General features: G+C 46.4%; 16 protein-coding genes. 1 reads left to right on the top strand and 15 read right to left on the bottom strand.

Annotation, left to right across the window (positions count from 1 at the left end; all coding sequences use genetic code 11):
* Positions 1-40 precede the first annotated feature (40 nt).
* From JOE49_RS24615 to JOE49_RS24645, 7 genes are all read right to left on the bottom strand, one after another.
* Entirely contained in the window at positions 41-1,918 is a 1,878-nt protein-coding gene (locus JOE49_RS24615; RefSeq protein ID WP_209943317.1) for a PP2C family protein-serine/threonine phosphatase, read from the bottom strand.
* 22 nt (positions 1,919-1,940) lie between these two features.
* Positions 1,941-2,771 (bottom strand): PP2C family protein-serine/threonine phosphatase, encoded by an 831-nt coding sequence (locus JOE49_RS24620; protein WP_209943319.1) that lies wholly within the window; start codon positions 2,769-2,771, stop codon positions 1,941-1,943.
* A 35-nt stretch (positions 2,772-2,806) separates the two neighbouring features.
* Positions 2,807-3,334 (bottom strand): FHA domain-containing protein, encoded by a 528-nt coding sequence (locus JOE49_RS24625; RefSeq protein ID WP_069290165.1) that lies wholly within the window; start codon positions 3,332-3,334, stop codon positions 2,807-2,809.
* 67 nt (positions 3,335-3,401) lie between these two features.
* Entirely contained in the window at positions 3,402-3,950 is a 549-nt protein-coding gene (locus JOE49_RS24630; protein ID WP_053325939.1) for an FHA domain-containing protein, read from the bottom strand.
* Positions 3,951-3,982: 32 nt separating this feature from the next.
* Complete coding sequence (locus JOE49_RS24635; RefSeq protein WP_025720823.1) at positions 3,983-4,432, bottom strand: J domain-containing protein; 450 nt, start codon at positions 4,430-4,432, stop codon at positions 3,983-3,985.
* A 130-nt stretch (positions 4,433-4,562) separates the two neighbouring features.
* On the bottom strand, positions 4,563-4,988 hold the full coding sequence (locus JOE49_RS24640; RefSeq protein WP_013311475.1) for a hypothetical protein: 426 nt from the start codon (positions 4,986-4,988) through the stop codon (positions 4,563-4,565).
* Positions 4,989-5,107: 119 nt separating this feature from the next.
* On the bottom strand, positions 5,108-7,276 hold the full coding sequence (locus JOE49_RS24645) for a hypothetical protein (protein ID WP_023989860.1): 2,169 nt from the start codon (positions 7,274-7,276) through the stop codon (positions 5,108-5,110).
* A 637-nt stretch (positions 7,277-7,913) separates the two neighbouring features.
* Here JOE49_RS24645 and JOE49_RS24650 point away from each other — a divergent pair.
* On the top strand, positions 7,914-10,001 hold the full coding sequence (locus JOE49_RS24650; RefSeq protein WP_245248483.1) for a vWA domain-containing protein: 2,088 nt from the start codon (positions 7,914-7,916) through the stop codon (positions 9,999-10,001).
* Positions 10,002-10,044: 43 nt separating this feature from the next.
* Here JOE49_RS24650 and JOE49_RS24655 read toward each other — a convergent pair whose 3' ends face one another.
* From JOE49_RS24655 to pulA, 8 genes are all read right to left on the bottom strand, one after another.
* Positions 10,045-10,956: a serine/threonine protein kinase gene (locus JOE49_RS24655; RefSeq protein ID WP_028542467.1), complete on the bottom strand. Its 912-nt coding sequence runs from the start codon at positions 10,954-10,956 to the stop codon at positions 10,045-10,047.
* A 177-nt stretch (positions 10,957-11,133) separates the two neighbouring features.
* A complete protein-coding gene (locus JOE49_RS24660) occupies positions 11,134-12,387 on the bottom strand; it encodes an L-lactate MFS transporter (protein ID WP_023989863.1) in 1,254 nt (417 codons plus the stop codon).
* Between the two features lie 190 nt (positions 12,388-12,577).
* Positions 12,578-13,342, bottom strand: a complete 765-nt coding sequence (locus JOE49_RS24665; protein WP_023989864.1) for a LytR/AlgR family response regulator transcription factor — start codon at positions 13,340-13,342, stop codon at positions 12,578-12,580.
* A complete protein-coding gene (locus tag JOE49_RS24670; protein WP_028542466.1) occupies positions 13,339-15,000 on the bottom strand; it encodes a sensor histidine kinase in 1,662 nt (553 codons plus the stop codon). The genes JOE49_RS24665 and JOE49_RS24670 overlap by 4 nt, the downstream gene beginning before the upstream one ends.
* A gap of 62 nt (positions 15,001-15,062) precedes the next feature.
* A complete protein-coding gene (locus JOE49_RS24675) occupies positions 15,063-15,293 on the bottom strand; it encodes a hypothetical protein (RefSeq protein ID WP_028542465.1) in 231 nt (76 codons plus the stop codon).
* Positions 15,294-15,479: 186 nt separating this feature from the next.
* Positions 15,480-16,976 (bottom strand): methyl-accepting chemotaxis protein, encoded by a 1,497-nt coding sequence (locus JOE49_RS24680; RefSeq protein WP_209943323.1) that lies wholly within the window; start codon positions 16,974-16,976, stop codon positions 15,480-15,482.
* A gap of 287 nt (positions 16,977-17,263) precedes the next feature.
* Positions 17,264-17,905, bottom strand: a complete 642-nt coding sequence (locus tag JOE49_RS24685) for a 50S ribosomal protein L25 (RefSeq protein WP_028542463.1) — start codon at positions 17,903-17,905, stop codon at positions 17,264-17,266.
* A 231-nt stretch (positions 17,906-18,136) separates the two neighbouring features.
* On the bottom strand, positions 18,137-20,671 hold the full coding sequence (pulA, locus tag JOE49_RS24690; protein WP_209943331.1) for a type I pullulanase: 2,535 nt from the start codon (positions 20,669-20,671) through the stop codon (positions 18,137-18,139).
* Positions 20,672-20,871 lie beyond the last annotated feature (200 nt).

The following is a 20,871-nucleotide window of genomic DNA, read 5'->3' on the forward strand; positions in this document are numbered from 1 at the left end:
TCACTCCTTTCCGGCTCCAGCTTCATTGAACATGAAAAACTTAACTTCCGTTCGCAGCAGCCCGATCTTGGTTCTCTGAATCAGACGCCCCTGCTGCTTTAGAAGCAGAATCAGCAGTTCCTTGCTCTTTGTTGGTATCCACCTTGGCCGAAGGGGCAGTTCCATCGCCTGTACCCATGCTCTTTGCAGCCGAAGAGGCTTCCTTCTTCGCAGGTGTAGTTCCCGCTGAAGCCGTTGGCGCAGCCTTCGTTTGCGATTCTGCAGCAGGGATTGCAGCAGCGGAAGATGAAGCTTCACTCGCTGCGTCCCCTGCGTCCGTGTCGTTCAACGCTCCGTTAGACAATCCCAATGCAGCAGGAAGCTGACCGTTTTTCTGCTGCTCCGCGCTCTGCTTTTCCTCCGCCTTGGCTATGCTCCGCTCCAATGCCAGAACACTTTCGAGCTTATCAATCTCCTGATAAATTTCCTGTGCCCCGCTATAGGCATCAACGGCTCCTTCATAATCGAGATCCTTCATCATCCGATCCCCTTTGGCCTGAAGTTTGCCAGCTTGAATCTCCTTGAGCTGCTGCTGAATAGCTGTCAATTTATCGTTGGTCTCGGTAATTTTCTTCTCCAGTTCTTTTTGCGCGGACGTATAACCGGATTCCATCGCAGCCTTGTTCGCTTTTTTGTACAGCTTAAGCGCATTCGTGTAATCTCCGCCCTGAAATTTTAAATCTCCGTCCTTCATCCAGCTCGCCGTCTCGGCATAGCTGTCCAATTGATCGATTTTATGCTCAATATCCTTCACATTAAACGGTGGATATAGCCCGGCGCTTTTCCGTGCTTTAGCGTAGCTGGCTTCTGCTTTGGTGAAGTCCGCCTTTTCCACATAGCCGTCACCATCAACCATTAATTGAGACAGTTTCTGCTCTGCAGTATACAATCGCTTGTGAATCTTATCGTTAATTTTAACCGCCGCGTTTTTCGCTTCGCTGTAAGACTTAAGCGCCTTCGCATAATCCCCTGTCCTTGCATAATCGTCTGCGGCTTGGGCTGATTCGATCATCGTTTCCAGCGCAGCTGCCTTATTCGCAGCCATACGAGCCAGCGTAATCCATGCTCCCCCGCCCACAACAATAAAGACAAGCAACGCAATCAAAATCCGTTTAATCAGCTTACGGCGGTTTTTAGGCTTTTCCTGAAAAACTTTATTTACATAAATGGCCGCAGCTGTGTAATTATTCACCGTCCGGTGCTGTTTGCTTAGCAGAACCTCTTCCAGGGTGTCCGTCAGCATGACCGGGTCCTTCGCTTCCTCCAGCGCCCCCAGCATTTCTGCCAGCTCGACGTCCTCCCACATCCCTGATGTGGCGAGCAGCATTACATCTCCATCTGCAAGCTGCGTCTTTTTGGCGTAATGGGCATGAACTCCATTGGGATTTCCCAAGTATTCCAGCAGATTGCCTCGTTCCTCATGTGTGCTGGTCGCTTCGTCTGGAATGCGTCCATCATCTGCCAATGACTGAGCCAGGCTATGATCCTTACTGCGAAAATTAAGCCTTCCATTGCGAAAATGATATAGTCGCACATTACCGCACGAAACATACACCATTTTGTTGTAGTTGGTCACTACCATCAGCAGACTGGCTTTGAGCCGAACACGACGGCTTTCAAATTGCAGCCATTCCTGCGCTTCACGCAGATCTCTCATCAAGCGCCGTTTGGACATGGAAGGCTTCTCCATGAAGTTTTCCAGCACCGTTTTGACAACCATTTCTGCGCTGCGCAGCTCCTGATCCGAATCCAGACCGTCTGCGAGGACATAACAGGCCATGTCGTCCGTCTCCATGAATGCAAAATAGTCCCGGTTGTCTATGTAAGAGCCCGCTTCCGACACAAAGGCGGTACTAAAATCGCTGTTGTCCTTGCGCATCGCTACCCCCGTCTTTCTTGTTTCATCCTATCGCCAAAATAAGTACTGTAGCATTATCCTGACTTTTAAAGCCTTTATCATTAATGGCGTCGATCATGGCATCCGCTGTTTCCTGTGGTGTTCCACCCTTGCGCATAATCTCTTCCAGTTCAATCTCCGTCAGCGCCTCCTGAATGCCATCGCTGCACAGCAGCACATGATCGCCCGAATACAGACGAATCGGTGCCCTACCCAGCTCCATGCTCTCAAAGCCCTCATAGCCCAAGTAGTTGACCAGTTGATTACGCACTGGACTCGTTTTGGCTTCCTCCGAGGTCATTTGTCCAGCAAGCACTCGTTCCTCCAGCAGTGTTTCCGCTGTATGCTTGGAATTGACTGTTTGGAAATGACCATTGCGGTAAATCGTAATCAGGCTGTCGCCCACCGCTCCGTAATACAGCTGATAGCCGCACACAATGACCGCAGCCAGCGTCGTTCCTCCGCCCTGTCCATTCAAATTTTGCAAAATACCGCGATTGCTTTGAGTTGCCGCCTCTGCAAAATATCCGTTCAAATTTGTTGCATCTTCCAGCTTGGCAAACGCCTTCGTAAAAGTCGTCACAGCCAAGGTACTGGACATACGTCCATTGGCCAGTCCACTAATACCGTCTGCGACAACAGCCAGCGTACCGACAGGTGTCGTCATACTGGAGAAATAATCATCCTGCTCGCTCCGGCTCCCGATCGTTTGACCATTTCCGATCTCAATTCCACTCACGGTACGGCTGCCGGAAATTCGCGTCAGTCGTATACGGATCATGAGCAGAACAGCGAATAGTACCGCAGCTCCACTTACAACAAAATAAGGCTGCATATCGTTACCTCCCTGCACCATTGCCCAATTCCGTCCTAGTTTTCGTTATCCCACTCAAAATGGGCGCCACACAGCGGGATAAAGATAAATTTGCTGTGTCCCAGCTGAATCACGTCATAGGCAGCCAGCTCTGCTGGTGAATATACCGCTTCGTTATTGTGGTACGCCAAACCTGATGAATCGCCTGGCAGCAAGTAAAAGTTACGTTTCTTCGGATCATACACAATGACCGCATGATTTCTACGGGAAATCGTGTTGTCCCCGATAATGCGGACATGCATTTCCTCTGCGCGCCCGATAAAGTTTTTCTCCGCCATAATGCGATAGTCCTGACCCACCTGTGCTCCTTCGATGCATACCAGCCATCCAGTTACTGGATGAATGCCCACTGTCTCACCCAAATACGGCATTGTTTTGTCGTTATCTCCCGCGACGTTTGTTTTCGCCACTGGCTCTGCGCTCTTGGGTGCAGCTACATTTACTACCGTGTTGCAATATGGACACGTATTTCCGTGCTTTCGTGTACTGAACATGTGTCCGTTCGGGCATCTTGTCAAACTCATAGTCGGTTCCTTCCCCCATTGTCATGATTGTCTTTTCAGCGATCTAAGGATTTTGCAGCATCCTCATCTATTTAACGAGCAGTCTCGTATTGGCAATATATAATAAGTCACCTGAGTAAATCCGGTATGGCTCACCGCTTTCCAACTTCTTGGTTACACTTTCGTTGGCAGACCGCAAGCCTGTACCATTACCGGAATCCACATCCTCCACAAACCAGTCGCTGTTCACCCGGTTGAGCACCGCGTGCTCCACACTTACCAGGGAGGCATAGTCTGTACCTACCAAATCAATATCCGCCTCTGAACGTGACGTTGTTTTACCGATTAAGAGCGACGTTTCGCCTTCGATATACCATTCTTTAATGGACTCGCCCTCTTCATCAATCAACACCAGCTTGGCAATCCGATGACGTTGTGTCTTTGGCTTGGCCACGGGTACAACGGACACCAGATTGCGCAATATGTATACAAGCACGCCGATTCCAATACCTATCGCGACCACGGTTTTCAAACCGCTGTAGCCTGTACGATTAAACACATAAAAGGCGATCGCCAGCATCAGCCCGAACATGGCAACATCTATGATGAAAACCCATCTGTTCTGCGCCGTTTTCACTGCTTGCTTCCCCCATTTCTATCCTAAAATCATCACTTTTTACGAATACCGAAAAATTGGTTAAACATCGCTGAGGTATCCGTCGGATCACCGGGTTTTTTCGTTTTTTTCCCTGGTGAGCCCTCCTTCGTTTTCGGATGAAAACCAAAAAATTGCTCAAAATCAGTTCCTATATCAGCCGGATTGAATCCTTTGGCTGCCGTACGTGCACCGCCGGAGGATGCAGCCCCTCTGCCTCTCTCTCGCTGTTCCCCGCCAGCTCCCTCAGTTTTTCGGATGAGCTCGGCATCGTATGCCTGCCGCAATGCTTCGTCACGCAAGGTATTGTAAGCCTCGTGAATTAGCTTGAACTTGCGCGTAGCTTCCTCGCTTCCCTGGTTGGTATCAGGATGATACTTTTTGGCCAGTTTACGGTAAGCCTGCTTAATCTCTGCCTCCGAAGCATCCCGGCTGACACCGAGCAGCTCATAGTAGTTGGTCATTGTGTGATGTTCCCCTCTCCGAAAAAAATAAATATTAAGAGACCCGTAGGCCTCTTAATATTTATCCACCCTGCACTTGTGTGCCGGGTGAGTGTGTGTTTAAGCTGCACTTAACGTGAAGACGTTAAGCTTAAACCGGATATCCGCCGTCGATTGTAGCCAGCTCGGTTTTGTCTTTCTTTTGTTTGATGTAGAGTGTAAATGCACCTACACCTTCTGTGTCGCCGAAGTGCTCGTTGTAGTCTACAACGAAAGCATTCGGGAAGTGGATTTTACGCACAACTTGATCAGCTGCGATAACTTCCAGTGTTACTTTACGGTAGCTGTCTGCTTTTTCAGCAGGAACCAGAGACCACAAAGCCAGTTTCAGCGTGTCATCCGCGCTGTCACCGTCTACTGCTGTGATGATTTTGCCGCTGATGCGCAGCGTGGAGCCTACGTCAGTGGAGCGTGCATTGGAATCGTCCGGTGTATCGGTGTCATAAATAACCGTTTGGATGTTATCCAAGCCCAGCTCGATTGTTTCTTGTCCTTCTACTTTCAATCTGAATCCCATGTGTGTTGCCTCCTTGAAATTAGGTAATATGATGGCGGGAGATGCAGAGCTTCTCCGCGATTTATGTATAAAGGCGGTTCTGGATAGAAACGCCTCTAACATCTTTCGTAGTGCTCGGATCATGATTTGACCGAGCTGGTTCCCTTAGTGATCATGACTTCCAGGTTCTTCACATTACCGTTGAAGACCAGATCGATATGGCACATATTGCTTTTCTCATCAATAATGAAGCTCATATCGTCTCCGTCCTGAATGATCGAGTTAACAGATCCTCTGCTGCTCAGCCACTTGCTCTTCTGACTGCTCGGATTGTTACTGAAGAAGCGGACGATATTTTCGTGTTTGAAGTCCCCTGTCTGGTAGCGCAAAATACGTTCAATGTACGTGCTGACCAGCGTCTTGTAGATGGAGTCAAAGCCGTCCTCGGACATCGCCATGCTTCTCGCCTTGTAGACGGTAATCCGGCGGATATCCTTATCCTGAATCTGGGCATTCTCCGACGAGAATACAAAGCCGAAGTTTTTACGGTTGATGGCATCCTTGATCGTGTTGGTGAAACCGGTGATTTCCTTGGCCATCGTCGTCACCGTGCGCAGACTGTTGTCTCCCGCTTCAATGTCGAAGCGTACGCCAGGGAAGTTCTTATTGACCGTTTTGAACGTCTCACGCAGGTATTCAGGACACTGATAGGAAGCGACCAAGCCGGCGGCAACATAGGCTGCACCCACATAAACGCCCTCGATCCACAGCTTGAGAATATCCTCTTTCTCCTTAGAGAGCTGTACACCGTCTTCGGTCTGTAGCATTTTGCTGTCGATAATGACACCCGATTTGTCCTTCGGAATAATCGTAAAGTTTGGTACACAAGGAATGGCAAATTCGCTATATTCTCTGCGAACGAGACTGGCACATTTATCGACATATTTGTCGATACCTGCTGTCGCCATACTGTTGAAAGTCGTTTCTTCACCGGATTCAAAATTAAAGAACATTTGAATTTTGTAATCCTTCACGACTTGCAGCAGCATCGAGAGCGATTCCATAGAATTTCCGCCCTGCTTAACGACCTTCTCGTTGCCCTTGAAGCGTTCACGTGAAACCTTTACCTTACCGGCTGCTTCAAGCTCGACGGATGGAACGATACCGAACCAGATCGTGTCGCTGAATTCATTCTTAGCATTCACAGTATTCAGGTACGTTTCCAGGCGCGGGATATTGCTGCTTTTCACCAGCATGTCCAGCTTGTTGTTCGCCACCAGCATTGTCGGCAGCATGCCTTTGCTCTTCGTTGCATATTGATCGAAGAACATTTTGACACCGAGAATTTTCTCCACAAGCGGCTTAACCGCCTTTACGAAATCGTCCTTGGCATTTTTATAGAACTCCAGATACGTGTTGTAGTTTTGAACTTCAACCGCTGTATCCACCTTGGTCTGAACTGCCGGCAGTGGCACAAACGTGCGAACCACCAAATCCTTCACATAGTCAGAAGGCGTATCTGTGATGGAGTTATAATCCTCTTCGAATACTTGGGAGAGATCGCCAGTGCTGTTCTCATCCAATAACATCAGCTCAGTACTGTCGCTCTTCGGCGCTTCAATAATTTTCAGTTCGCCGCTTTCCCCAATGGAGAGCATACCCACCTGAATCAGCTCGCCGGAGTTTTCCTCTTGGGCGCCACCGAGCAGAAGGCGGGTTTTGATGTCCTCAATTGCCAGTGGGAGCATAGCCATAACGTTGTTATAGTTCTGACTCGCTTCCTCGAACATTCCATTCAGCTTGTCACCCATGTCGAGTTTCTTTGGATCGCCATCATCCAGCTTGTCGTATTCACCATACATATAGTGAATCTCTTTGCGGACTTGACGAATATCATCCATGACCTTTTTCGGTGAAATCATATCCAGCAGATTTTCAAATTTGAAATCTACATTTGTAATTCCTTGACTGCGCTTGGTATCGATGAGCGTAAACAACATTTTCAGAAAGTCATTACTTTGATTTACACGAATTTCAGAAATGCTATCCTCATCAATTCCCTCTGGCTTTTTAAGGGTGTAGACGACTTTTTGATTGGCCGCGTTAAAAAACGAATACACGGTTGGTGAAAACTTATCCAAAAATTCGTCAAAGCTGCGCACCAGAAGGTGCTGATTAATTTCCTTGATCTTTTCATCGCTCAAGCTGTCAATACCCTTCACATCACCTACAATGGTGATCAGGTCCAGCTTTTCCGGGTTAATCTCTTCAAAAAGCATTGTACGGTTGGTTTGATAAATGATTTCCATCGCTGTCGGCAAATGAATAAAGTATGAGTTATAGGTCCATTGCTCCATATACGAACACGGGATGTCCAATTTGAAACGGACGAATACTCATTTTTAGTTCTTTTGCCTCCTCCCCCCTACTTAACATTTAAATTCGTCAAAGGATTGAGCTTATACCACATTTACGGTACAGGCATGTAACCTCGAAAATCGGTCCGAAGCGTTATTCGGCTTTTAACGGCAAAGCATACAAATGAGATGTTTTTCAAATTCAAAAGTCAGATAACACAGAAATTTTAAATTTATGATTTCGTATTCCTAACTTCAATCCCAATTTTTGCCGTTGATACGAGAGCTATCATACAAAGTACCCTTCAGTTTTGTCAATTTCTGTAGTCTCAGATTGAAACAGGGCATTTTGACTCATTTTATGCGTGAATACGTAATTTTCATGATATGTTAGACCTGTTTCTTCAGGGAAATATTCACAAATGGAACCCAATTACCGATAGAAGTCCATTGGATATTTCTGATAAGCGTAAAAGAATCAAATTCATGGCTAATGTGAGGTTTATCAGCTGTTTTGATCCTTTATCCCTTATATCCCAAGGATTAGGAGAGTTGATCCCCCATGTTGGTCTCGACGATGGAGGAGCTTATGTTCAGAATAAGGAAACTAGGGATTATTGTTTTCATGACTTTTGTACTATTTTTACAAATGGGCTTAAATGGGGGCATTTGCACTGTAAATCAGGCTAATGCAGCATCTTTGGGTGCTGTCCCGATCGAGGGTTATGATGCCGTTTTTGTATTGGATACCAGTTATTCCATGAGGGATACTGATCCTGAGGGCATTGCCGCCGAAGTCATCAATATGTTTATGGATTTGAGTGATGCAGACCGCACACGCGTAGGATTCGTTGCCTACAATCACAACGTGGTCGCCTCGAAACCACTGACTTCGATTGCCGTGGCAGCGCAAAAATCCCAAATCCAGCAGGATATCAGAACGCTAAACCGTTCTGGTTATACGGATTTGGGACTTGGGTTGCGCAAAGGCTCGGAGCTGCTAGCGGCAGGAGCATCCCAAGGGCGTCAGCCTTTTATGATTCTATTGTCAGATGGAGAGACTGATTTTGGTGCCTCCTCTGGTTCCCGATCTAAAGGTGACTCCAATAACGATGTGTCCTCTGTCATCAAATCTGCACAGACCAAGGGATATCCGGTGTACACGATTGGTCTGAACCATGATGGCACAGTGAACCGACAAGAACTCGAACGGATCGCTTCTCAAACGGGTGGAGCTTCTTTTATTACGAGTAGTGCCGAGGATCTGCCGGAAATTCTGAACCGTATTTTCGCCAGTCAAATTCGCTCCAAGCTCGTTCCAATTGCTGCAATTACGACCACTGGCGAGATGCAAGAATTAACTGTAACTCTACCTGATTCTAGTATGGAGGAAGCCAATCTGGTGCTTTTGTCGGAGCATCCCCTTCTGGAAACACAGCTATATTCCAATTCAGAAAATGTCCGCAGGTACAAGTCGAGCCGATATGCGATTTTAAAAATCGAGCATCCACAGGCAGGTAAAGTGAAGTTGAAACTACGGGGCATACGCGGGGATTTGGTAAAAATCAATTTACTTGGCAGCTATCGACTGGAAGCCGAAGCTACCATGGGAGGAAAGCAAGCAACGGCAACTCATGGCGACAAGCCTGTGCAGTTGCTGAAAGGTCAAGCCACACCGTTTCAAGCTCAGCTCCTGTTACCCAACAGTCAAAAGCTTACGGATGAAGCCGTATATACGTCTCTCCAAGCCCATATTATAGTTACTCCAAAGGGGGGCACAGCCAAAAAGGTGCCTATGACCTATAAGTCAGGAGCCTTCCATACCGAATATGCGTTCCCTCAAACCGGGGATTATACATGGCAGCTATCCCTGGATAGTCCGCAATGGTACCGTAAGGGAACTGTACATAAAGTTCACGCGGCCAATGCAGCGCCACAAGTCTTGAAAGACCTGACGATTCGCCTGGTAAAAGAAGACGGCGATTCCCGTCGAAGTTTATCGGATTTTATCATTGACCCGAATCATGACAAGCTGAACTATAAGCTGGATTCAGAAGCCTCTGGGGATGCGGTCCATGCTGAGATTAACGGTAATGATCTGCTGCTATCCGAGCTCCACACAGGTGACACTCAGCTAAAGATTACCGCTACCGATCCGGAAGGCGCATCCAGCAGCGCTACACTAACCGTTTCCGTACAATCCCGGTATACAGCCATTAAGTGGACGGTAGCCATCAGTATCGTGGTAGCCGCTCTTCTGTATTGGTTCTTGCGGCCGAAGCCGCAGTTTGCCGGAAGAATCGAAGGATATTTTCTCGCAACAGCAAGCGGACAGGAGATTCCGGTAAAATCTTGGCCGCTCACCTCCTTTCCGGGTCGTAAGGTCAGCTTACAGGAGTTGTTCCGTACGCTTGACGTTCACGAACCGTTGCCAGAAGCGGAACGGATTCTATTTTCCGCAGGCAAAAAAGGGAGCCTAATCGTGAAACATGATACACGCTGTGCCTTACAGCATGGAAAGATCAGATTAGCCCGCAACAAAAAAGCGGTCATGGAGTACAGCGACAAACTGTACATTACATTCGAGGATGGTGTGACTGAAATCGAGCTGCGATACAAAGCGATTAAACCGAATACTTCAGTGTACACCGACCATATCCAAGCTCCGACAGGATAATGTCCGTCACAACGTAAAAAAAGAGAAGCACCGTCTCTTACGATTAACGAACCGTAAGAGTAGGGCGCTTCCCTTTTTTTATCCAATATTCCGCACGTAGTGCGGCTTTAAACCATCGAAGTGAGCGGCAACGCTTGTTAGCCTGTACCTCCAGACCACGCCGAATGACATACGGCAGCAGAGAAAGTCCCGCATTTTCAATCTGAATCCGCTCGGAATGATCTGCAAACAATCGGCCTGGCACATCTGGCGGAGGTGTTCCTTTTCGGCAATAATACAGCGTGGCGGCCAAACTATAGATATCCGATACAGGCCCCTGCTGCGAACGATTAGAGTAAAATTCCAGCGGAGAATAGCCCGCCGTGGTGAAGATCGGATGCTCTTTACCTTCAAAATGCACAGCCGAACCAAAATCAATCAGCTTGATCTTGCCATTTTCCCCAATCATAATGTTACCCGGCTTAATATCCCGATGAATAATTCCTTTGTCATGAATGTACTCCATGGCATCAATTAAAGGTAGCAGCGTATGGTACAAAAAAGTGGGATCATACGTTGGCACAGCCTCTTCTTTCATCATTCGATCCAGTGTCTTGCCTGCACAGTATTCCATGACCAGATAGGCAGTTCCATTTTCCTCAAAGTGATCTATATAACCGACAATTCCCGGATGACTTAACTCCTTCAACATTTGCCCTTCACGCAAAAAATAATGCATAAACTCCACGTATTTGGATTGCATAGAAGCACCGCAAGTGACCGTTTTTCGATCCATCCCCCGCAAAGCCAGTGCATTCGGAAAAAATTCCTTCACAATGACCTTTTCTCGGTTATCCAACAGCCTTGCCGTATACACGATGGCCAGCTCACTGCGGGACAAGGCGCTTCGAATTTGATATGTATTTCGCAGCTTCGTATTGCGGGCAAGCAGATTCCCGCTTGTATCCACGATCATGACTCGTCCTCCTGTCAGGTTCTTAGCTTATGTCTTTTGTATATATCGGCTTATTACACATCTTTTTATTATACCGTAAAATAGATTATTGGAAAAACAAATAACCTGCCATAATCTCCCTTAGAGAAATGATGACAGGTCTTTTGGCATTCATCTGGTTCTTTTTTCTCAAATCGTTTAACCCAGTTTCGTTCCAGGCTTCATGCTGCGCACACTGTTCGTATTTTTCTTCCGTTCACTGCGCAGTTTGCCTTTACCTTGTTCTGGAGTGCGAATGGTGAGGGCAATCAGGAATGATACGACACACAGCACAGCAATCGTAGTAAAGGTAGGGATGAATCCACCGAGCAAGGCTGCGATAAATGACCCCGCCAGCGCACCGAGGCCAAAGCCTTGATACACAATACCATAGTTTTTGCTTTGATTTTTCAGACCGAAGAAATCAGCTACGATGGCAGGAAAGACTGTAATGTTGCCACCGAAGCAAAAAGCAATTCCTGCTACACAGGCAAAGAACAAACCATAATTCAGCGGTACCAGACTCAGCACTGTAACTGCGACCGCCGTTGTTAATAGAGCACCCGCTACTACTTTCAGACGACCTACTTTATCCGATAGCGCACCTAAAATGATCCGACCCGCCGTGTTGAAAATAGCGACCATAGCGACCGCATTAGCGGCTGTTGCTACATCTAGACCGGCCATCCGTACGCCGATATCCTTGACTACTCCAATCAGGTAGAGACCACTCATACAAGCGGTAAAGAACATTACGAACAGCAGGTATGCCTGCTTGGTGCGCAGCATTTCTTTAACGGTGTAGTCCCGTTGTACAACCCCATTTTGTACCGAAGGCTTGTTCACGACTACAGCTTCTCTTACCAGGAAAGAACCACCCACAATCATGATCAGCACGATCATTCCCCAATATAAAAACGCTTGTGATACGCCAACGGACTGAATCAACGAACCATTAATATACTTGAATATAAGACTGCCTGTTCCATATGCCCCAACCGAAATACCGGAAATAAGTCCTTTTTTCTCAGGAAACCACTTAATCAGATTCGACAATGATGTAATATATGCCGTTCCATCCGCAAAACCTACGACAATACCCGCCAAAATGTAAAGCAGGGACAGCGATGTTACCTGCGAACTGAGCATAAGCCCTGCTCCTAACACGACACCTGCACACAAAATCAAACGACGTAGTCCCCATTTATCCTGTAGTTTGCCTGCGAATAATGTAGCAAACGCCAGTGCAAAACTGGTAATTGAAAATGTAATGGCAACCGAACTGAGGTTCCAGCCAAAGCGGTCCACCAACGGTTGATTAAATAAACTCCATGTGTAAATGGTTCCTAATCCCATCTGGACAATTATCGTTCCAAGCACGACAAGCCAACGATTTCCGCTGTTTGTTTTCATATAAATCTCCTCTTTTCATTCCGGCTCTACAGCGTCAGTTTGTTATCATAATAACCGGGAATCCAGTACGCTTTGCGCCTGTGGAGGAGCAAGTCTGTAAGGATTCTCTCTACATCGATTATTATAACCCTGCATGTTAGCCAGAAATCGTTTGAGGAATGAAATGCACATATAGCGGAATGAAATGCCTTTAAAGTCGCATAATTTGCCGAAATTCCTTGGCTTTACTACGGCTCACCGGAATCTCTGCTTCTAGTCCACGCAAACGCAGGAGATACGTATGGTTGAACCAAGGTACAATTTCACGGATCTGCGATAGATTCACCGTGTATGAACGGTGACAGCGGAAAAAGTCCTGCTGCGGCAGCCGGGCATGAAATTCCGAAATGCTCATCGGCATCGTATATTCTTCGTGCCTTGTAAAGACACGGGTCACCTTTTCCTGCGCACACGCATAGTAAATATCGTTCGCATCCGTCACAATGATTTTGTCATTTTTCAACAAATTAATACGACCTGGCGCAGCAACAGTACTGGCTTCAGCAGCTCGGGATTGTGCAGTCTGGACAGGCTCCTGTATTGGAACGTTCTGCTGCTCATAAGCATTTTCCAGCTTGCGTAGCATAGATGCGATCCGTTTTTCATCATATGGTTTGAGGATGTAGTCGAACGCCTCCAGTTCAAAAGCCTGCGCCGCATGTTCTTTATAGGCGGTCGTAAAAATAATATAGGGCTTTTTGGCAAATTTGCTAATGTTCTGTGCCAGCAGCATCCCGTCCAATGAAGGAATGTTAATGTCCAGAAAGATCGCGTCCGTCTCCTGATCTTGCAGAAACCGAAAAACATCTAGCCCATCCTCGAAACTATCGGTCACCTCAATGTTGCTATGAGTCTGAATAAGATACTCCAGCTCTTCACGCGCCGGAAGCTCGTCTTCTACAATTATGGCCTTCATGACTTCTCCTTTGGTATGTCAAAATAGACTTCGGTGCCCGGTTCATGCTTCAGAATAATAACTCCTTCGCCGTACATAAGCTTGAGTCGTCTGTGCACATTGTACAAGCCGATCTGTTTAGCCGGAACCCGATCATGATACAGGTTATCCACAACATCATCCCGTATACCTACCCCGGTATCTGCTACAGAAATACGCACCATTTCTCCACGATCCTTTACAGAAATAGTTACTGTACCTGTCCCCTTTTTCTTGAGAATTCCGTGATTAATCGCATTCTCAACCAGGGGCTGGATAATAAGACTTGGAATACGCACAGACACCTCATCCATTACATACTCTACCTGAAGTCGGTTGCCGAAGCGTGCTTTTTCAATTTCCACGTAATCAGACACCTGCTGAAGCTCCTTATGAATTTCGATCAAATCATCATTCAGCTCCAAATTATAGCGCAGATAGCCCGATAAATTAATGATCAGCTCTCGTGCCTTATCCGGCTTGGTGCGTGTCGTAGAGGCAATGGCATTCAGCGCGTTAAACAGAAAATGAGGATTAATTTTCGTTTGGAGCGCCTTTAGCTCGGCTTTATTCGCCGCTTCCTTAATTTGCTCCACACGCGACACTTCCATTAACGTGGAAATGATTTGAGACAAGCCAATTGCCATCGTCTGCAACGGATACGTGATTTTATAAGCTTTGCGATAATAAATCTTCAACGTGCCGGTTACTTCTCCGCGTTCCTCTAACGGGATAATGAGCAGAGACTGGATTTGGGGTGTTTTATCGTCTGCAATATGGTTGCGGATCGTGATTTTACCGCTGCGGATCGTCGTTTTAGTCACATCGCTAATGATCTCATCTCCGATGTGATAACGCTCTTCGCCAAAACCGACATAGGCCAGCACATCTCTGGTATCCGTAATCGCCACCGCGTCTGCCTTGATATCTTCTTTTATGATCGAACAAATGGTATGCAAGGATTCCGCATTAATGGAGCGAAAATAAGGCAACGTCTTATTGGCAATATCTAGCGCCAGCTTGGCCTGTCTGGCCGCGATATTCTCCTTTTCCCCCTCCACACTCTGGATCAACAGAACGATTAAACCGATACTGACTTCTCCGATAATCATCGGTAGACCAATTTTAGAAACGATGTCCACTCCAAGGTTATGGGGTTGTGCCATTACCAGAATGAGCAGCATCGTTAATGCTTCGCAGACCATACCTGCGGCGATACCGACTAGCCATCTCTTGGAACGGTTGACCCGGCGGCCGATGTATCCTGACACCACACCTGCCAAAATACTCGTAATCAGACACGGAATCGAGGTCACTCCCCCGATATCAATTAGATAACGATGGATACCTGATACAATACCTGTAACGATCCCAACCCATGGTCCGAACAAAATACCGCCTGCCATAATTGCAATGATTCGAACGTTAACAAGCGAACCTTCGACTTCAATCCCGGTGTAGGTGCCGAACAGCGCAAACATACAAAAGATCAATGTTAATATGGCCAGCTCTGCCGGAGAATGGCTGTTCTTTTGCAAGGTTTCCTTAAAGCGCGGGATACGTGTAATAAAAAATAAACAAATCAGTAACAACGCTGCGCGCTCAAATAGCTGCATCAGCATTTCCAACAAGGCGTTCACCTGCGTTCCTCCCAAATAAAAACGGATATGCCTACATAAGTTGTGTTATCGTGTACGTCGTTCTACACACCATACCCAAGTATCATCAAGCCACATACAAATAAAATAATAACAAATATATTATCAACAAAACTCGGCATGTCAGGTTTCGGCATAAACATGCCCGAACTATTCAATTTAACAGGGACGGAATTCGCAGCCCATTGAATGACGGATATAAAGCGCTCCATCGTATATATCACTCCGCTACCCAATAGGCTCAACACGCCGATCAACAAATATTTAAGCTCCATAAGAATTTATCCCCCCTTAGTTACAAAGCATTTAAACTGCCACAAATTATACCATCAACTTCCATCTAATTATAGCTTCTAGAAATCCCCTCTTCATTTCCCTTCTTCAAGCGCAGTAAAAAACCGGAGAGTACCGCTTGATAGCGATAATCCCCGGATCTCTAGTCCGAAAATGAAGCATTTCGGTTATTTGCTTTTGCTGATTTCGGTAGGACTGTTGTCCTCCTTCTGATCATGTACCAGTTCTTTTAATTGGATAATCAACGCCTCCAGCTCACTAAACCCGGTCACCATATTGGAGGTTATATTTCGTTGCTCCTCTACTCCAGCCAAAATTTGTTCTGACGCTGCACTCGCTTGTTCCGTTACACTTGAAAATTCCGTCATTTCTTGAACAACCTGAGATGAGTATTGCTGCATGCTATTCGTACTGTTTTCCACATCTACGGCCTGCTGCAACACTTTATTGGCATTTTGCAGGATATCCTCCAGTACAATTTCGGTCGAATGTGCCGATTCCATACTTTGCTGTAGCCTTTGCTGTCCCATGTCAAATTGACTTACGACAGAATCCATCTGAGTTCTCAGTTGAGTCAAGATACCTTCCATCGCCACCGAGGTGTTCCCTACCATTTCAGCCAAATTACGCACTTCTCCAGCCACGATGGCAAATCCTTTTCCATGTTCTCCCGCTCTGGCGGCCTCAATGGATGCATTCAAGGACAGCAAATTAGTTTGTTTTGAGATTTGAGTAATATCTTTAAGCATGGCAGACATGCTATCACTTTGTACTTTAAACTCATCCAGTTCTTCTTTGGTACGACTCATGACCTGACCCAAATCCTTGATTTGAGACGTTAATGCCAGCAGTTGACTGCTCCCTCTGTCCCCGGCATTTTTCGTATCTTCGGAAAGCTGCTTCAGTTCTCGGGAATGATCAGCTACCTCTCGCACGTGCCGGTCAGATTGGGCCAAGTTATCCGTAACCTCGGTGATATTCGAAGCTTGCATTTCTACCCCTTTGGCAACCTCCTGAAACCCGATAGCGACTTCATGCGTCACGCTGCCCGTAGCATCCACTTGATTCCTGAATCGTTCTGTAAAGTTATGCAATCCAGCCACTGCTTGTTTAACTTGCTCAAACAGAAATTCAATTCGTTGCCTTGTAGCATCGATATCTTTATTTTGCTCTTCACTTTTCTTAAACTGCTTTTGATTTAACACCGATACCACTAACAGTAGTAAACCAATGAGTAAAACAATAATAAACTCATGCACATAGCGCAAAGAACCGGTAGCTGGGGGAACTGGGGGCGTACCGATTGTTATTTGCACAAAAATATTACAGAGATTTAAGGTCATAGCTACCAGAAAATATCGGTAAGACGGATACAGCAAAAACAAAGAGCAAATTAATATGGTGGTCACTACCTCGACGCTAGATAAGTTCAAAAATATACACATTAATACGCTAAAAAACGTAGTAATCCACGGAATAAGGCGGATTCCTTTCTTTTTCATATTCAGGATCGTTAAAACTGCCGCGACTACAAATCCTACACCATTAGATACCCACATCGAGGGATTAGATAATGCCGGGACGATGCCACTCAAGGCCATAATCCAAAAAATAATGATCACCAATTTGTTTCTTTGCCACAACAATTCACTCGTTCTGTCCATGATTGTGTACGCGCTCCTTAGATATATATTAGGTATTTATAAAATAAAAATGTAAATGCCATACTTTATATATCGTCATATCAGAACACGTAGTGAATGAAAATCGTACAAACACTCCACATTCCCTTTAATCGCCAAATTACAACAGGACAACTTTTAAAGGGAAAGAGTATGTAATCGTAAATAAATGAATGAATGCAAAAAATCGCCCCCTAGCAGGGAGCGATTTTGAATTCATTTTTGATGATCTTCGCAATTGGAAAAGGTTCATATACCAACTGACAACATTAGGATTCCTTGTTTTCGGAAGCCTCTTTAGCGCCTTCGGTTGCCGCTGCATCACCTTCCACAGCAGCATTTTCCACTTCAACTGCACGCGGAACGATAATAGAAGCAAGCAGTTCTTCTTCAGGGACGTGCAGTGTTACTCCTTTAGGGAGTTTCAAGTCGCTAGCGCTCAGCTTGTCGCCAACATCCAGTGCGGATACATCCACCTCAATGGTAGATGGTAAATCAGCCGGAAGACCTTCGACTTCTACTTCCGTTTCCTGAACTTGCAGAATACCGCCTGTTTTTGTACCTACAGGTGTACCCTGATAATCAATAGAAACACGCACGCGAAGCGGTTTGTTTTTGGCAATTTTCAAAAAATCGGCATGCAACCACTGATTGTCACGCTGTTGATAATCTTTAATAATAACTGGAATGGTTTCTCCACCCTCTACAGTGAGGTTAAACACCTCTGAACGTCCGGTTCTGACTACTTTATTAAATTCCTTGGCATCGACATGTACAGGGGTTCCTTCAAGCTCAGAGCCGTAAACCACAGCTGGAATCCGTCCTTTTAACCTCAATTCACGAATAGCCGAACCCTTCTTCTCTGTTCTCGGCTGGGCGGTCAGTTGAATACTTCCTCCATTAGAACTCATGATATACAACCTCCTTCAGGTTACCTTACAAATGATTTTCCTCCAAGAATCTTGCCTGTTTACCAGTCGTACTACAGGATATAAGCCAGCAAGCTGGCAAAACTAAACAAGTCCATAATTCTATTTTACCCCTTTTTTCTGAAACTGACACACGTTTGCATAAAAAAGTAGCATTTCTCGAAATGATCGAAAAATGCTACTTTCGTGTATATAGCGACCAAGCATACAAGTCTATCCGGCCCGATTATCATTTACCAGTAGCAAATATTCTTCTCTGCCACTATGAATCAATACCTGCATCACAGACTGGTTCGGGTCTATATCAATATATCGATCTGCCTCCACATCCTTGGCATCCCAGTGATTAAGCCGGACAATGTAGCCGATTCGCTGTATATCAGGGGCCACCTGAATACGCGCTACTGCACGACCATCATCCAAATCACGGAATTCAACATGTCCGTCGCGGTGCCCCGTTCCCCATACCCATACGTTCCAGCCAGTGTATTGCCGATCCGCACGCTCGTAGATCAGTTCAATCGTGCGAAATGGGGCGACTTTACTATCTTTTCCAAGCTGGACATCTGTCAACGCTATGGCTGTACCTGCAATTTCTTGAACTGTCCCATCATCCGAGTCTTCCAATTCGTTCTCCGCCTGACGATTAGCCTGATCTTGTTCAGTCACAAATGAGACTCGTGCAGGTTCTTCCTGATCATATAACACCATCATCGACCAGCGTGATACGGTTACACGATGGCCTACGACTTCATACCGTGTCTCATTACCAGCCCCGTGTGCGTCCACGACCACATGCCAACGATCCGATTCCGCAGGCAATGCTATCGTCTGCTCTGCATCTGAGCCGTTATAAATCACCACAATATGATTCCAGGCATCACCGTTAGCATGGTGCCTCAAAGCAAAAGCCACCACATGCCCACTGCTTTGCAGCACTTCCATGTGCTGCTCCACCAGCTCACGATGATCCATTCGGAATGCCGGGTGGCTGCGTCGCAAAGCAATTAAGCCTTGGTAGTAATCAAACACTGGGCGAAACCTCGCCTTGTTATCCCAACGGATGGCATTGACTACATCTGAGCTTCGGTAGCTATTATGGTCTCCACATTTGGAGCGCAGCAGTTCATCCCCTGCATGAATAAAAGGAATACCTTGAGATGTGAGTACCATGCCGTTAGCTAACAGGGACTTGCGTACGGTTTCGTCCTCTAGCAAGTTATTTTCATCCAGTTCCCAATACGGGTCTGCTTCGGCAACAGCTTGTTCAGGTGTCCTCCCATCCTGTGGCTTCCCCTGCTCCCATTGTGGAAAACGACAATGCTCCCGCAAATGTCTTACCGTCAAAATTTTATCCCACAGATTGAGATTATCGTGGGCAGTTACATAATTGACGGTCTCCGATGGCTGAGCTGTGAAATCATGAATAGCCCCAAAAGCACCTTTAAGCACCTGTTCCTCCTGATGTTCTGCCCCTGTGGCAAACCCGCTCCCAGTACCGTCGCTATCCCCCTTAATAGCAGAACGGTAGTTGTCGTTAAAAACAGCAAAGCCTTTGTCCCGTTGCGTTCCTTTTAGCGTAAGCAAGGGTTGCGGAGATTCTCCTCCCGTCCAAGGCTCACCATAGATAAGCAGATCCGAACGCACTTCAGAGCGAAGTTCTTGCGTAAGCTGCACCACGGTTGGGGTATCAATCAGACCCATCAGATCAAATCGAAAGCCGTCTATATGATATTCCTCTGCCCAATAGCGTAGTGAATCCTTGATATACTTGCGCACCATCGGACGTTCGGTTGCCACCTCATTACCTACCCCTGATCCATTGGTGAGCTGCCCTTGTTCATCTGTACGGTAATAATATCCAGGTACAACAGGCTCAAATGGCCCCTGTTCCACCGAATAAGTATGGTTGTACACAACGTCCATAATGACACCGATGCCGGCAGTATGCAAAGACTGTACCAGCAGTTTCAGCTCTCGTATGCGTGTCTCCGGATCAGCCGGATTGGAAGAATAAGACCCCTCCGGCACATTATAATGCTGCGGATCATAGCCCCAGTTATATTCAGTATCTAATTCCGCAAAGTCATTTACCGTATGAAAATCAGCTACTGGAAGCAAATGAACATGTGTAATGCCCAGCTCCAGTAGATGATCCAGCCCGATGCTGTTCCCCTCAGTATCCTTCAATCCCGTATACGTAAAGGCCTCAAACCGTCCCTGAGCAGCAGATAAGTCTTTTTCCCCCGTATTAAAATGGGTATCCATCGAAAAATCACGTACATGAAGCTCATAGAGAATGGCATCTGTCGGCCGCTTAAGTGTAGGCCCCACATCCAATTCCCATCCGTCCGGGTTGGTTTGAGCCAAATCAATGATCGCTGTACGCTGCCCGTTGGCTGATACCCCTGTGGCATATGGATCGGCAGCATAATGAATGGTGTTGTCCGCCCACTCCAGCCTGTACATGTAATAATATTTGTTCCAGTCCCCTTCCAGCTCTATAGACCATACACCTTGATCATCACGGCTCATGAGAAATTCCTGACCACCGCTGTGCTCCTGAACGTTCCCCTCCTGATCGTACACCCCCGCATCGTTATACAACGCTATATGGACCTGCTGCGCAGTCGGTGCCCATACCTTGAACTTGCTGCCCACAGGCGTATAAGTAAGACCCAAATCATAGCCTTCATATATGGGATATGTTGTGTGCTCAAGCTCTTTGAGCTGATTGAAATCTGACATTCTTGTTCACCACCCATTTCTGTACATCGGCTTACAGCCTCTGTTCATCCATCATTTATGATGTTTATGACTTGTCAATATACCTCAGGATTTTGTAAAATCTTCACCTAATAGGCTATCAAAATAAGACAAGCTTGAAAAGCTGGATGATTTAAATAAGGATGACGCTTCCATTTCAACGCACACTCCATTTTATGACA

Source organism: Paenibacillus sp. PvR133, from assembly GCF_017833155.1.
Lineage (GTDB): Bacteria > Bacillota > Bacilli > Paenibacillales > Paenibacillaceae > Paenibacillus > Paenibacillus polymyxa_B.

Excerpts from the sequence above, each read along its gene's own strand:
- JOE49_RS24675 (WP_028542465.1), bottom strand. The coding sequence starts at position 15,293 with ATGGAGCTTAAATATTTGTTGATCGGCGTGTTGAGCCTATTGGGTAGC.
- JOE49_RS24625 (WP_069290165.1), bottom strand. The coding sequence starts at position 3,334 with ATGAGTTTGACAAGATGCCCGAACGGACACATGTTCAGTACACGAAAG.
- JOE49_RS24615 (WP_209943317.1), bottom strand. The coding sequence starts at position 1,918 with ATGCGCAAGGACAACAGCGATTTTAGTACCGCCTTTGTGTCGGAAGCG.
- JOE49_RS24660 (WP_023989863.1), bottom strand. The coding sequence starts at position 12,387 with ATGAAAACAAACAGCGGAAATCGTTGGCTTGTCGTGCTTGGAACGATA.
- JOE49_RS24655 (WP_028542467.1), bottom strand. The coding sequence starts at position 10,956 with ATGATCGTGGATACAAGCGGGAATCTGCTTGCCCGCAATACGAAGCTG.
- JOE49_RS24685 (WP_028542463.1), bottom strand. The coding sequence starts at position 17,905 with ATGAGTTCTAATGGAGGAAGTATTCAACTGACCGCCCAGCCGAGAACA.
- pulA (WP_209943331.1), bottom strand. The coding sequence starts at position 20,671 with ATGTCAGATTTCAATCAGCTCAAAGAGCTTGAGCACACAACATATCCC.
- JOE49_RS24680 (WP_209943323.1), bottom strand. The coding sequence starts at position 16,976 with ATGGACAGAACGAGTGAATTGTTGTGGCAAAGAAACAAATTGGTGATC.
- JOE49_RS24650 (WP_245248483.1), top strand. The coding sequence starts at position 7,914 with ATGTTCAGAATAAGGAAACTAGGGATTATTGTTTTCATGACTTTTGTA.
- JOE49_RS24645 (WP_023989860.1), bottom strand. The coding sequence starts at position 7,276 with ATGGAAATCATTTATCAAACCAACCGTACAATGCTTTTTGAAGAGATT.
- JOE49_RS24665 (WP_023989864.1), bottom strand. The coding sequence starts at position 13,342 with ATGAAGGCCATAATTGTAGAAGACGAGCTTCCGGCGCGTGAAGAGCTG.
- JOE49_RS24640 (WP_013311475.1), bottom strand. The coding sequence starts at position 4,988 with ATGGGATTCAGATTGAAAGTAGAAGGACAAGAAACAATCGAGCTGGGC.
- JOE49_RS24620 (WP_209943319.1), bottom strand. The coding sequence starts at position 2,771 with ATGCAGCCTTATTTTGTTGTAAGTGGAGCTGCGGTACTATTCGCTGTT.
- JOE49_RS24635 (WP_025720823.1), bottom strand. The coding sequence starts at position 4,432 with ATGACCAACTACTATGAGCTGCTCGGTGTCAGCCGGGATGCTTCGGAG.